The following is a 12,434-nucleotide window of genomic DNA, read 5'->3' on the forward strand; positions in this document are numbered from 1 at the left end:
CGTTCCGGATCAGATGATCCCGACCTGCTTGCCCGCGGCTTCGAAGATCGAGAGGATCTCGCTGACCTCGGCTTCGCTATGCTCGGCACAGAGCGAGCAGCGCAGCAGGGTCATGTTCGCCGGGGTCGCGGGGGGACGGGCGAGATTGACGTAGAGACCGCCCTTGATCAGCGCCTCCCACATGGCCGCGCCCTTTTCGAGGTCGGGCATGATCACCGCGATGATCGCGCTTTGCGGTTCCTCGGTGCCGAGCTGGAAACCGAGCTCCTTGAGCCCCTTGTGCAGCGTCTTGGAATTTTCCCACAGATGCGCGCGCTTGTTCGATCCGTGCATCAGCTTGCGGATCGAGACACAGGCGGTCGCCACCACGCTCGGCGGGAGCGAGGCGGTAAAGACATAGGGCCGGCAGACCAGCCGCATAATTTCGAACTTGGGGTGGTTGGAAACGCAGAAGCCGCCCACCGTGCCCACGCTCTTGGAAAACGTGCCGATAACGAAATCGACATCGTCGAGCACGCCGGCCTGTTCGACCACGCCGCGCCCGTTCTCGCCGATGAAGCCCATCGAATGCGCCTCGTCGACCAGCACCATGGCGCCGTACTTCTTGGCGACCGCGACCATTTCCTTGAGCGGGGCGATATCGCCAAGCATCGAATAGACGCCTTCCAGCACCACCAGCTTGCCCGCGCCTTCGGGAACGCGGCGCAGGCGCTTTTCCATCGCCTCGATATCGTTGTGCTTGAACGGCACCACTTCGGCATTGCCCATCGCGCAGCCGTCCCAGATGCTGGCGTGGCTGTCGATGTCGAGGATGATGTAATCGCCCTTGCCGGCGATCGTCGAGATGATCCCGAGATTGGCCTGGTAGCCGGTCGAGAAGACCATCGCGTGATCCATGGCATAGAAGTCCATGAGCGCTTGCTCGACTTCCTTATGACCTTGGTACGTCCCATTAAGAACGCGGCTGCCGGTCGTCCCGCTGCCGAAATCGGCGAGCGCCTGCTTGCCCGCCTCGACCACGTCGGGGTCGAAGGTCATGCCCATGTAATTGTAAGTGCCGAGCAGGATCGTCTCGCGCCCGTTGCAGATCGCGCGGGTCGGCGAGAGCACCTTCTCCATTACCAGGTTGAACGGATCTTCCTGTCCGGCCGACAACAGCCCCTCGCGCAGCGCGATGATGTCGTCGAACTTGGAGAAGAGGTCCTTGCCCTCTCCCTCGAGCGCCTGCGGCTTGTCGGGTTGCGAAATGCCCTCGCTCATCAGTCGGCCTGCAACCGGGTGACGGTATCGACCAGCTGGCCGTAGGTTTCGATCTCGGCCTGCTGGTTCATCGAGATGATGATGTCGAACTCGTCCTCGATGGCGGCGACGAAATCCATCACGGTCAGGCTGTCGAATTCCAGATCGGTGGCGAAAGTGGTCGCTTCGGTGATCTCCACACCCTTCTTGTTGAAGGGTTCGGCCAGTTCGCGGATCTTGGCGTCGACTGTGGCTCGGTCCATGGCGGGGGTTTCCAATCCTTGTGGTGCGCGCACCCGCTACCAGGGCAGCGCGCGAATGATTGCCGCGGGCAAAGCGGCTTGTGGCGGTCCTTGTCAAGCGCAGGCCGCAATGGCAAGCTTGGGAAAAAGTCGCAATCGTCTGTTCGAACAGGGGAAAACGGATGAGCGATACAGCAAGCGCAAAACCGGCATCGGCGGAAGGTCCCGCCGTGGAAGATGGCCGCCCGCCGGATTCGGTCCGGGCGAAGCGCGAGACGACCTATTCCAACCATGCGATCCACCTGATGCGCACCGCGCAGATGAGCACGCTCAAGCTGTCGCAAATGGCCGACCAGAAGGCCTCGATCCTGCTCGGCGCGACCTTCCTCGTCTTCTCGCTTTCGGTGAGCCGCGCGCTGACCGGGGAGATGCCGGTCTCGTTGATGATCCTGGCCAGCTTCAGCTTTGCCAGTTCGCTGTGCGCGGTGATGGCGGTGCTGCCCAAGGTCGGGCGGCCCGATGGTCCGGTGAAGAACCGCAATCTGATCTTCTTCGGCCACTACACCTGGATGGACGAGGATGAATGGACCGAGGAATTGCTCGCCCGGCTCGAAACCGACCGCACTGTGTTCGAGACGATGGCGCATGACATGTACCAGAACGGCCAGGTGCTGGCGGGGAAGAAATACCGCTTCCTCGCGCTGGCCTACAAGGTGTTCATGACCGGACTGTTCGTGACGCTGGCGGTGTTCGGTATCGAAATGGCGATCAGCTAGTCGGGCAGCAGCGCGCGGACAGCGGTCATGAAGGGGCCGATCGACACCGGCTTGGCGAGATAGTCCGCCGCGCCCGCGTCGCGGATGCGCTCCTCGTCGCCCTTGCCGGCATAGGCTGTCACCGCAAGGACCGGCACTTCGCCGAGCGTGCTTTCCCGTTTGAGCTGCGCGATCAGGTCGATCCCGCTGATATTGGGCAGCTGGATGTCCATGATCACCAGATCGGGCCCGAAGCGCTTGGCGGTGGCGAGCACGTTCTGTCCATCGGACACGGGCACCACCTCGTAGCCGTTGGCCTTCAACACGTCACAGAACAGCTTACGATTGAGATCGTTGTCCTCGACAACGAGGATTCTCTTTGCCACTTGGCCTGACCTCCATGCAATGCGCGTGGCCTTATGCAAAAGCGGGAGCGCTGACAATTATTCGCGAACCAAAAGGCAGTGATGCGCGGGCACCCGAGGTATTGGCCCTCGAAGCGCTCGGCTGGGCGCTGGCCGACGACAAGCGTGCGGAGCGGCTGCTGTCGCTGACCGGCCTCACGCCCGACCACTTGCGGAACGGGTTGAGCGACCGCGGCGTTCAGGCAGCAGTGCTCGATTTTCTCGCCAATCACGAACCCGACCTGGTCCTTGCCGCGGACGCGCTGGGGACCACACCCGAAACGCTGGTCGCCGCCGCGCGGGAGTTGAACGCATGAGCCGCCCGCTGATCATCTCCGATTGCGACGAAGTGCTGTTGTACATGGTCTCGCCCTTCCGCGACTGGCTGGCCGAAACGCAGGGCGTCGAATTCCGTATGGAAGGCAATGATTTTGCCAAGGCGCTGCGCTGGCAGGAGAGCGGGGAGCTCCTCGCCCCGGAAGAGATCTGGCAGAAGCTGGGCGGGTTCTTCGATACCGAAATGCACCGCCAGACGCCGATTCCCGGCGCGATCGAGGGGCTGGGCGCGCTGCGCGAGAACGCCGATGTGGTGATCCTCACCAATCTCGTCGACAAGCGGCAGGAAATGCGCCGGGCGCAATTGCTCGATCATGGGTTGGACGCGCGCGTCTTTACCAATCAGGGGCCCAAGGGTCCGGCGCTGCAGGCGATCCTCGACGAATACAATCCCTCCAAGGCGATCTTCATCGACGACCTTGCGCAGCACCATCGCTCTGCGCGAGAGACGGTGGGGAGCATCACCACGCTGCATCTGTGCGGCGAACCGCTGCTCGCTCCGCATATCGACTGCGCGCACACGTCGGGCCACGCCGATGCGCGGATCGACAGCTGGGATGCAGCGCTGCCGTGGCTGCTGGACGAAATCGAGAAGGAAACCGCATGAGCATTCACACACGCCTCCGCGAACTCGGGCTGCAGCTCCCCCATGCCGCTGCGCCCGTCGCCAGTTACCAGCCGGTCGTGGTCGACGGCCACACCGCCTATGTTTCGGGGCAATTGCCTTTCGTCGACGGCAAGCTGGTTACCGGCAAGCTGGGCGATACCGTCACGCTCGAACAGGGCCAGGAAGCAGCCCGCGCCTGCGGCTTGATGATCCTGGCGCAACTCGAAGCGGCAGGGCTGCTCGAGCGGGTCGCGCATATGGTCAAGCTTGGCGGTTTCGTCGCCTCGACCCCCGATTTCACCGACCAGCCCAAGGTCGCCAATGGTGCCTCGGACCTGATGGCCGAAGTCTTCGGCGATGCCGGCAAGCACGCGCGCAGCGCGGTGGGCGTGCCGGTCCTGCCGCTCAACGCCGCGGTCGAGGTCGATGCGATCGTTGCTCTCAAGGCTTGATCGTTTCTTCGTAGCTGCTCCCGATCCCGCGCGGGTCGGCTGGCTGCGCAACTGGACCTTTGCGCACCGCGGATTGCACCGCGAGGGCGTCCCCGAAAACTCGCTCGCAGCCTTTTCCGGGGCGATCGACCGGGGCATGGGGATCGAATGCGATATCCAGCGCAGCCGTGATCACGCCGCGATGCTGGTGCACGATTGGGAGCTCGAGCGGCTGACCGGAGTGACCGGGCCGACCGCCGGCTATTCCGCCGAGGAACTGGCGCAGATCGCGTTTCTCGACAGCGAACACCGGCTCGCGCGGCTGGACGATTTGCTGGCGCTCGTAGACGGCGCGGTCCCGCTGCTGATCGAGATCAAGTCGCGCCGCCGCTACGATGTCGAACAAAGCTGCATCGCGGTGCGCGACGCGCTGGTCGGCTATAGGGGCCGGCATGCCGTGATGAGCTTCGATCCGCGTGTGGCGCGCTGGTTCCGCCGCCATGCGCCGGATATCGTGCGCGGACTGGTCGTGCGCGAGGATGCCCACGGTATGACCCAGCAGGCATGGCAGCGGCATCTGGCGCTGTGGGTCGCGCGGCCCGAATTCATCGCCTATCATGTCGCGGCTTTGCCAAGTCCGATGGTTTCCTCCTTGCGTGCGGGCGGCATGCCGGTGCTCACCTGGACGGTGAATACGCCCGAATTGCTCGCGCATGCCCGCAGCCACGCCGATGCCCCGATTGCCGAAGGGGCCGGCGTCCCATGAGCGATGGCGGCCTCGCCGCGCGGGTCGGCGGGTCGGTCGGCGCCTTCGACCGCGACCAGTGGAACGCGCTCGCGGGGGCGGACAATCCCTTCGTCAGTCACGAATTCCTCACCGCGCTGGAAGATTCGGGCAGCGTCGGGCCGGGCACCGGCTGGCAGCCGGCCCCGCTCGTCATCAGCGAAGAGGGCGGGCCGCTGGTCGCCGCCATGCCCGCCTATCTCAAGGGCCACAGCCAGGGCGAATATGTCTTCGACCATCATTGGGCCGATGCGTTCGAGCGGGCCGGGGGCAGCTATTACCCCAAGCTGCAGATCGCCGCGCCGTTCACCCCTGCGACGGGGCCGCGCCTGCTGCTGTCGGACCCGGCCTATGCCGCGCCGCTCCTGGCCGCGGCCGAGCAATTGTGCCTGCAGAACGGTTTTTCATCAGCGCATGCGACCTTTATCGAACCCGGCCAGCAGCCGGTGTTCGAAGAAGCCGGATGGATGCTGCGTGCAGACCTCCAGTTCCATTGGCACAATCACGATTTCGCCAGTTTCGACGATTTCCTCGCGACGCTTGCTTCGCGCAAGCGCAAGGACCTGCGCAAGGAACGTGCAGCGGCGCAGGCGGAGGTCGAGATCCAGCGCTTGCGCGGCGCGGATATCCGCGCCGAACACTGGGACGCCTTCTGGGAATTTTACCAAGATACCGGCGCGCGCAAATGGGGCACACCCTATCTGACCCGCGCGGCCTTCGACCTGATCAGCGAGCGGATGGGCGAGCGGGTACTGCTCGTGCTGGCGTTAAAGGACGGCGAGCCGATCGCCGGCGCGCTCAATTTCATCGGCGGGGAGGCGCTGTACGGCCGCTATTGGGGCTGTACGCGCGAGGTGCGCTTCCTGCATTTCGAGCTGTGCTATTATCAGGCGATCGATGCAGCGATCGAGCTGGGCCTCGCGCGGGTCGAGGCCGGGGCGCAAGGCGGGCACAAGCTGGCCCGCGGATATCGACCGGTCGAGACGGTTTCGGCGCACTGGATTGCCGATCCGGGGTTTCGCGCCGCGATTGCCGACTTCCTCGAGCGCGAGCGTGCGGGCGTGGCGGCCGATCGCAATTATCTGGCGACTCGGACGCCGTTCCGGAAAACCTAGGCGGCCCGGCGGCGGCCTTCGGCGAGCCATTCGCGGGCGCGCCGCTGGGCTTCGGCGATTTCGCGGGCGGTCATTTCCTCGGAAATGTCGGCGCGGCACCAGCTGGCTTCCTCGTGCCCTTTCGATGCGGCGATGTTGAACCATTTGTGGGCTTCGATCAGATCGCAGACCGTGCCGTGGCTGCCGGTCGAAAAGGCGACGCCCAGATCATACAGCGCGGCGATGCGGCCCTGTGCGAATTGCGCGAGGCAATCGGCGACCAGCGCCGCAGCTTCTTCGCCCTGGACGATCGTCCCGCTGCCTCCTTCGATACTGGTAAGTTGCATTGTCATTCCCCCCAAAAAGAACCGGTTGGTGCACCGGACGATCAAGAATTGCTCAAATCATGGTCAATAAACGGTTAATGACCCGTCCGATTTCTTAACCCCTCCCCGAATAAACCCGCATCGGCCATGTCCGGAGGGCAATTCAACGGCTCGTCGGATTGGCGCTTGTGCCTCCGGTAGCGCTTGCCTATAGGCCGCGCCCAACGGGTCATCGGGGGCACCGGAAAACTTCGGGCCGACAGGACGACGATGGCCTGACGTCAGTATTCGACTGTGGTGAGAGGGTCCTCAATGGCCTCCGTGGCAAACGAAAAGAAAAAACTTGCCGAAGCGCGCGCTGCGCTTGGCGACTCCTACGTTCCCGACGAAAACGAAGAATATATGAACCAGCGGCAGCAGGATTACTTCCGCATGCTGCTGCTCGACTGGAAGAAGTCGATCCATGACGCCGCCGGGCAGACGCTCCAGTCGCTGCAGGATGGCCCGATCCGCGAACCCGACCTCAACGACCGTGCCTCTTCCGAAACCGATTGGGGGATCGAACTGCGGACGCGCGATCGCCAGCGCAAGCTGATCTCGAAGATCGATTCCGCGCTGCGCCGTATCGAGCAGGGCGAATATGGCTGGTGCGAAGTGACCGGCGATCCGATCGGTCTCAAGCGGCTGATTGCCCGTCCCGTCGCCACCATGACCGTCGAAGCCCAGGAAGCGCACGAGCGCCGCGAGAAGATATCCCGCGACGACTAGACGACTAGGCGCGAGATAACCGAATGTTTATGTATCGCCGCTAGTGTAGTATCGGTCCAGCAATCGTCCGGGCCCTGGGCCCGAGCAACGCATGTAGGGATACGATAAACGCCATGTCCTCGGTCGAGACTCGCAATGTTACGCGTGATAGTCTGCTCCTGTTCGCCCAGTTGACCTTCGAAGGTCGCTCGGAAGCGATCCGGGTCAAGGTGCGCAATCTGTCGGCCGGCGGGATGATGGCTGAAGAAAGCGGCGTCACAGCCTCGCGCGGCGACCGCCTGATGATCGAGCTGCGCAATATCGGCATGGTCAAGGGCAGCGTCGCCTGGGCGCAGGGGAACCGGTTCGGGGTGGCTTTCGAAAACGAGATCGATCCCAAAATCGTGCGGGCCCCCGTCGGCTCCACGGCGCCCGCGCCGCGTTATACCCAACCGGCGACCCAGCCGACCACATTCTCCGACGAAGAACGTCGTCTCCGCAAACTCTGAATTGTTCGGCTGACGCCGGGCGCGGGGGCTGCTAACCGGCTGTCATGCGCTCGTGGCTCCTCGCCTTCCTGTCTGCTTCGCTGGCTGCGTGCAGCGCGGGCACCGATGATGGCATCGTCGATGTCGCGTTCATTGCCGAGCCGGGGGAACTGGCGGCGGAGGGCGTCCGGCTGAGCCCCGCTGGCCAGCATGTCCGGGCGGCGGTCTCGACCGGCCTGGTGCGACTCGACCCGCGCGGCGAAGTGGTCCCCGGCGTGGCCGAACGCTGGATCGTGACCGATGGCGGCGCGAGCTATATCTTCCGCATCAATGAATTCGACCTGCCCGGCGGGTCGCGCCTGACCGCGCAGGCGGTGCGTGATGCGCTCCAGCGCCGCATGCGGCAGTTGCAGGGCACTTCGCTCGGCCTCGACCTCGCCAAGGTCCGCGATATCCGCGCGATGACCGGCCGGGTTATCGAAATCCGCCTCACCAGCCCGATGCCCGATTTCCTCCAGGTGCTCGCGCAGCCCGAACTGGGGATCGGCTTTGGCGAGCAGAGCGTAGGTCTCATGACACAGCGGGTGCAGGACGATGGGCTCCTGCTGTCCCCCTTGCGGCCCGAACTGCGCGGACTTCCCGAACAGCCGGGCTGGGACGAAGTCGTGCGGGCGGTGCGGGTGCACCCGGCGAGCGCCCAAGCCGCGACCGATGGGTTCGCGGAGGGCCGGTTCGACCTCGTACTCGGCGGACGGTTGGCGACACTGCCGCTGGCCAGCACCGGCCCGCTGTCACGCGGCAATGTGCGGCTCGATGCGGCGGTCGGCCTGTTCGGCCTCGATGTCCGCCGCGCCGCGGGCTTCCTCGGTACGATCGGCACCCGCGAGGCATTGGCCATGGCCATCGACCGCGAAGGCCTGATGCAGCCGTTCAACATCGGCGGGTGGATCGCCTCGACCCGGATTGTGCCGACCATCCTGTCGACACCCGCGCAATCCCCCAGCGAACGCTGGGCGGCGCTCTCGCTCGAGCAACGCCGGAGCGACGCCCGCCAGCGGGTTGCGCAATGGCGCGCGGGCAGCGGCCAGGAACCGCAGGTCAGCCTGTTCCTGCCGGCAGGACCCGGGTCCGACCTGTTGTTCGAGGGGCTGGCGGAGGATTTCGCCGCGATCGGTGTGTCGGCCACCCGCGCCGATACGCTCGATGCAGCCGATCTGACCCTGCGCGACCGCGTGGCGCGCTATGCCTCACCGCGCTGGTTCCTCAACCAGTTCAACTGCACCGTTAGCCGCCCGCAGTGCAGCGAGGATGCCGACTATCTCGTCGCGCTGGCGCTCGATGCGCGCGATGGCGGGGAGGAAGCATCGTACCTTTATGAAGCCGAAGCCGCCCTGCTGGGCACCAATCTCTATATTCCGCTTGGCGCACCGATCCGCTGGTCGCTGGTCCGCGCGGATGTCGAGGCATTCATCGAGAACCCGTGGAACATCCATCCCTTGTTCCCCCTTTCCCGCGCACCCATTTAGGACACCATGGACAATTCGAACCGCCCGCGCCCGATGGGGCTGGACCTGCCGACCGGCACCGATCCGGTGTCGATCCGCAAACGGATCGAGGCGATGGAGCATCTGCTCGAACGCAGCCTGGTGGTCCCCGGTACGAAATATCCCATCGGTCTCGACACGATCATCGGTTTCATCCCCGTGGCCGGCGATATCATCACCGCGGCGCTGGCCGGCTATATCGTCTGGGAAGCGAAGAACCTCGGCCTGCCGCGCTGGAAGCTCTGGCGCATGATCGGCAATATTGCGATCGACAGCACCGTGGGCAGCGTCCCGCTTATAGGCGATGCCTTCGACGTGATCTATCGCTCGAACACCAAGAACCTACGCATCGTGAAAAAACACCTCGACACGCACCACCCGCATACGCAGGTGATCGAGGGGTAGTTTCATCGGTGACCGATGCGCGCTAGGGCAGCGCGCATGGCATCCGACGTCACCTATTCCAGCTATCTCGATCTCGACCGCATTCTTGCGGCACAGCACCCGGCTTCGGATGCGCATGACGAGATGCTGTTCATCATCGTCCACCAGGCCAGCGAGCTGTGGCTCAAGCTATGCCTGCACGAACTGTCGGAAGCGCGCGAGTGCATCCGCGAGGACCATTTGCGGCCCTCGTTCAAGATGCTCGCCCGCGTGGCGCGGGCGCAGGGACAATTGATCCAGAGTTGGGACGTGCTCAGCACGATGACCCCGCATGACTATTCGACTATCCGCCCGCATCTGGGCGGGTCGAGCGGGTTCCAGAGCGCGCAATACCGGATGATGGAATTCCTCCTCGGCGGGCGCAATCCGGACATGATCACCATGCACGAGGCCACGCCCGAGGTGGCCGATGCCTTGCGCGCCGAACTCACGCGTAAATCGATCTATGCCGAAGCGATCGCGCTGCTCGCGCGGCGCGGCTTCGCCATTCCCGAGGATGTGCTCGCGCGCGATCATGGCAGTCCGTGGGAACACACACCCGCGGTCGAGGCGGCCTGGGCGGAGATCTACCGCGACCCGAAGGAATATTGGGACCTTTACGAACTGGCCGAGAAGCTGGTCGATCTGGAATACCATTTCCAGCGCTGGCGCTTCGGCCATCTCAAGACGGTCGAGCGGATCATCGGCTTCAAGAAGGGCACCGGTGGGACCCCCGGCGTCCCCTATCTCGCCAGCGTGCTCAAGGCGGCCTTCTTCCCCGAGCTTCTCAGCGTGAGGACGGCGATATGAGCAGCTGGAAGACCACTCGCCGCATCTGGGACATCTCGCAGACGCTGCGCTCCGGCCTGCCCGTGTGGCCGGGCGACACCGCCTTCGTCTTCGACCGCACTTGGAAGATGGAGGATGGCTCGCCGGTCAATGTCGGACGGATGACGATGAGCACGCATTCGGGCACGCATGGCGATGCGCCGCTGCATTATTCGCCGACCGCGCCCGATATCGCGAGTGTCGCGCTCGACCCCTATCTTGGCGAATGCCTCGTGGTCGATGCCACGGGCGTGAGCGGCGGCACGATCTCCGTCGGCGATCTCCCGCATATCGAGAGCGCCGACCGCGTGCTGTTCCGAACCTTCAAGCGCTTTCCGCACGACGCGTGGGACAGCAACTTTACCGCCATCGATGCCGAAGCGATCGAATGGCTGGCGCTGCAGGGCGTCAAGCTGGTTGGCACCGATGCACCCAGCGTCGATCCGCAGGACAGCAAGACGATGGATGCGCATAAGGCGGTGCTCGCGCATGATATGCGCATCCTCGAAGGGCTGGTGCTCGATGACGTGCCCGAAGGGCGCTATGAACTGATCGCGCTGCCCTTGAAGATCGCGGGCGGCGACGCGGGTCTCACGCGTGCCATCCTGCGCGAACTACCCAATGACTGAGCCGGGGCTTGAGCGCGCGCGGATCCTCGATGCAGGCGATCCGCTGGCCGAATTTCGCGAGCGGTTCCTTGTGCCCGAAGGCGTGATCTACCTCGATGGCAACTCGCTGGGCTGCCTGCCGAAAGCGACACCGCCGCGGATGGAACAGGTCGTCCGCGAGCAATGGGGGCGGGACCTGATCCGCAGCTGGAATACGGCCGGATGGGTCGATTGGCCGGCCCGGATCGGCGCCAGGATCGCGCCGCTGATCGGGGCGCAGCCGCAGGAGGTTATCGCCTGCGATTCCACCAGCGTGAACCTGTTCAAGCTGATTGCCGCCGCGCTGGGGATGCGCCCGGGGCGCAAGGTCGTGCTCAGCGAGCCGGGCAATTTCCCGACCGATCTCTACATGATCGATGGCTTGGAAAAACAAGGGCTTGCCGAGCGCCGGCTGGCTCCGCGCGAGCGGCTGGCCGAGGCGCTGGATGACGATGTCGCGCTGCTGCTGCTCACCCATGCGCATTACAAGACCGGCGAACTGTTCGACATGGCCGAGCTTACCCGCGCCGCGCATGAGGCGGGGGCACTGGTGCTGTGGGACCTGTCGCATTCGGGCGGCGCGCTGCCCGTCGATCTGGGCGGGTGCGGCGCCGATTTCGCGGTGGGTTGCGGCTATAAATATCTCAACGGAGGGCCCGGCGCGCCCGCCTATGCCTTCGTGGCCGAACGGCACCTAAGCGCTGCACAACAGCCGCTGACCGGCTGGTTCGGGCACACAGCGCCCTTCGCGTTCAGCGACGATTACGAGGCCGCGCCGGGGATCGAAAAGCTGCTGTGCGGCACGCCCCCGATCCTCGGGCTGGCAGCGCTCGAAGTGGGCGTCGATCTCATTGCCGAAATCGGCGTCGACCGCTTGTATGCCAAATCGCAGGCGCTCTCCGAATTCTTCCGCCAGTGCCTGTCGGAACGCGGCGTCGAACTCGATCTCGTCAGCCCCGCCGATCCCGCGCAGCGCGGCAGCCAGCTCTCCTTCCGCCATCCGGAAGCCTATGCGATCTGCCAGGCGCTGATCGCACGCGGCGTGATCGGCGACTTCCGCGATCCCGATATCCTGCGCTTCGGCTTCGCCCCCGCCTATTTGCGGTTCGAGGATATCGCCGAAGCCGCGCGGCACCTTGCCGAGGTAATCGACACAGGCGAATGGCAGCACGCAGAATTCCGCGAGCGGGCAGCGGTGACCTGAACCGAGCCGCCTTTGTAAGTCATTGTTTAGTATCCGAAGCTAAGCGGAGCCCATGACTCAAGTCTGTCTCAATTGCGGTGCGCCGATGTACAGTCTTTTCGATCCCTGTATCGATTGCGGAATGCGACCAACGGACCCATCCCTTCGGAAAGGGGAGGGCAAGGAAGCTTATGATCGCGAACAGGGTCGCCACATCCACGCAAATGTAATTGCTGCGCGTTCGCATTCGGCGGAAGCAAGGCGAGGGGACTTAATGACCAAGTTTCGCTCGGTTTATTCTTGGAGTGGTCGACGTTACAAAGATCCCGGAATTAAAATTACGGACGTCGACGAAT

The 12,434-nt window shown here is 64.2% G+C and carries 17 protein-coding genes; 13 read left to right on the forward strand and 4 right to left on the reverse strand.

What is annotated here, in order from left to right; all coding sequences use genetic code 11:
- Positions 1-9: 9 nt before the first annotated feature.
- Both spt and VWN43_RS15380 read right to left on the reverse strand, forming a co-directional pair.
- Complete coding sequence (gene spt, locus VWN43_RS15375) at positions 10-1,260, reverse strand: serine palmitoyltransferase (protein WP_320181127.1); 1,251 nt, start codon at positions 1,258-1,260, stop codon at positions 10-12.
- Positions 1,260-1,502, reverse strand: a complete 243-nt coding sequence (locus VWN43_RS15380) for an acyl carrier protein (protein ID WP_253520564.1) — start codon at positions 1,500-1,502, stop codon at positions 1,260-1,262. The genes spt and VWN43_RS15380 overlap by 1 nt, the downstream gene beginning before the upstream one ends.
- 161 nt (positions 1,503-1,663) lie before the next feature.
- Here VWN43_RS15380 and VWN43_RS15385 point away from each other — a divergent pair, with 161 nt between their 5' ends.
- Complete coding sequence (locus VWN43_RS15385; protein ID WP_320181126.1) at positions 1,664-2,257, forward strand: Pycsar system effector family protein; 594 nt, start codon at positions 1,664-1,666, stop codon at positions 2,255-2,257.
- Here the strand turns inward: VWN43_RS15385 and VWN43_RS15390 are convergent.
- A complete protein-coding gene (locus VWN43_RS15390) occupies positions 2,254-2,622 on the reverse strand; it encodes a response regulator (RefSeq protein ID WP_320181125.1) in 369 nt (122 codons plus the stop codon). The genes VWN43_RS15385 and VWN43_RS15390 overlap by 4 nt on opposite strands.
- A gap of 101 nt (positions 2,623-2,723) precedes the next feature.
- Between VWN43_RS15390 and VWN43_RS15395 the strand changes: the two genes are divergently transcribed.
- Genes VWN43_RS15395 through VWN43_RS15415 form a run of 5 tightly spaced genes read left to right on the forward strand, consistent with a single transcriptional unit; the run spans position 2,724 to position 5,913 of the window.
- Entirely contained in the window at positions 2,724-2,957 is a 234-nt protein-coding gene (locus VWN43_RS15395; RefSeq protein ID WP_253520558.1) for a DUF3572 family protein, read from the forward strand.
- Positions 2,954-3,583: an HAD family hydrolase gene (locus VWN43_RS15400; protein ID WP_320181124.1), complete on the forward strand. Its 630-nt coding sequence runs from the start codon at positions 2,954-2,956 to the stop codon at positions 3,581-3,583. Before VWN43_RS15395 ends, VWN43_RS15400 begins: the two co-directional genes overlap by 4 nt.
- Positions 3,580-4,035: a RidA family protein gene (locus VWN43_RS15405; protein WP_320181123.1), complete on the forward strand. Its 456-nt coding sequence runs from the start codon at positions 3,580-3,582 to the stop codon at positions 4,033-4,035. The genes VWN43_RS15400 and VWN43_RS15405 overlap by 4 nt, the downstream gene beginning before the upstream one ends.
- A complete protein-coding gene (locus tag VWN43_RS15410; RefSeq protein WP_320181122.1) occupies positions 4,010-4,780 on the forward strand; it encodes a glycerophosphodiester phosphodiesterase family protein in 771 nt (256 codons plus the stop codon). The genes VWN43_RS15405 and VWN43_RS15410 overlap by 26 nt, the downstream gene beginning before the upstream one ends.
- Positions 4,777-5,913, forward strand: a complete 1,137-nt coding sequence (locus VWN43_RS15415) for a GNAT family N-acetyltransferase (protein ID WP_320181121.1) — start codon at positions 4,777-4,779, stop codon at positions 5,911-5,913. The genes VWN43_RS15410 and VWN43_RS15415 overlap by 4 nt, the downstream gene beginning before the upstream one ends.
- Here VWN43_RS15415 and VWN43_RS15420 read toward each other — a convergent pair.
- Positions 5,910-6,239: a hypothetical protein gene (locus VWN43_RS15420; protein ID WP_320182149.1), complete on the reverse strand. Its 330-nt coding sequence runs from the start codon at positions 6,237-6,239 to the stop codon at positions 5,910-5,912. The genes VWN43_RS15415 and VWN43_RS15420 overlap by 4 nt on opposite strands.
- Before the next feature lie 291 nt (positions 6,240-6,530).
- Between VWN43_RS15420 and dksA the strand changes: the two genes are divergently transcribed.
- The 7 genes from dksA (at position 6,531) to kynU (ending at position 12,099) form a co-directional block, all read left to right on the forward strand.
- Positions 6,531-6,986, forward strand: a complete 456-nt coding sequence (gene dksA, locus VWN43_RS15425; RefSeq protein WP_253520548.1) for an RNA polymerase-binding protein DksA — start codon at positions 6,531-6,533, stop codon at positions 6,984-6,986.
- Between the two features lie 113 nt (positions 6,987-7,099).
- The gene (locus tag VWN43_RS15430) at positions 7,100-7,474 is read left to right on the forward strand and encodes a PilZ domain-containing protein (protein ID WP_253520546.1); all 375 of its coding nucleotides are present in this window, start codon (positions 7,100-7,102) and stop codon (positions 7,472-7,474) included.
- A 44-nt stretch (positions 7,475-7,518) separates the two neighbouring features.
- Positions 7,519-8,979 carry an ABC transporter substrate-binding protein gene (locus tag VWN43_RS15435; protein WP_320181120.1) on the forward strand — a complete coding sequence of 487 codons (1,461 nt, stop codon included), beginning with the start codon at positions 7,519-7,521 and terminating at the stop codon, positions 8,977-8,979.
- A 6-nt stretch (positions 8,980-8,985) separates the two neighbouring features.
- Entirely contained in the window at positions 8,986-9,402 is a 417-nt protein-coding gene (locus VWN43_RS15440; protein ID WP_253520541.1) for a DUF4112 domain-containing protein, read from the forward strand.
- A gap of 36 nt (positions 9,403-9,438) precedes the next feature.
- Positions 9,439-10,230, forward strand: coding sequence for a tryptophan 2,3-dioxygenase (locus VWN43_RS15445; RefSeq protein ID WP_253520539.1), 792 nt, complete (start codon positions 9,439-9,441; stop codon positions 10,228-10,230).
- Positions 10,227-10,877, forward strand: coding sequence for an arylformamidase (gene kynB / locus VWN43_RS15450; RefSeq protein ID WP_320181119.1), 651 nt, complete (start codon positions 10,227-10,229; stop codon positions 10,875-10,877). Before VWN43_RS15445 ends, kynB begins: the two co-directional genes overlap by 4 nt.
- Positions 10,870-12,099 carry a kynureninase gene (gene kynU / locus VWN43_RS15455; protein WP_320181118.1) on the forward strand — a complete coding sequence of 410 codons (1,230 nt, stop codon included), beginning with the start codon at positions 10,870-10,872 and terminating at the stop codon, positions 12,097-12,099. The genes kynB and kynU overlap by 8 nt, the downstream gene beginning before the upstream one ends.
- Positions 12,100-12,434 lie beyond the last annotated feature (335 nt).

This window comes from Qipengyuania sp. HL-TH1 (assembly GCF_036365825.1).
GTDB classification, from domain to species: Bacteria; Pseudomonadota; Alphaproteobacteria; order Sphingomonadales; family Sphingomonadaceae; genus Qipengyuania; species Qipengyuania profunda.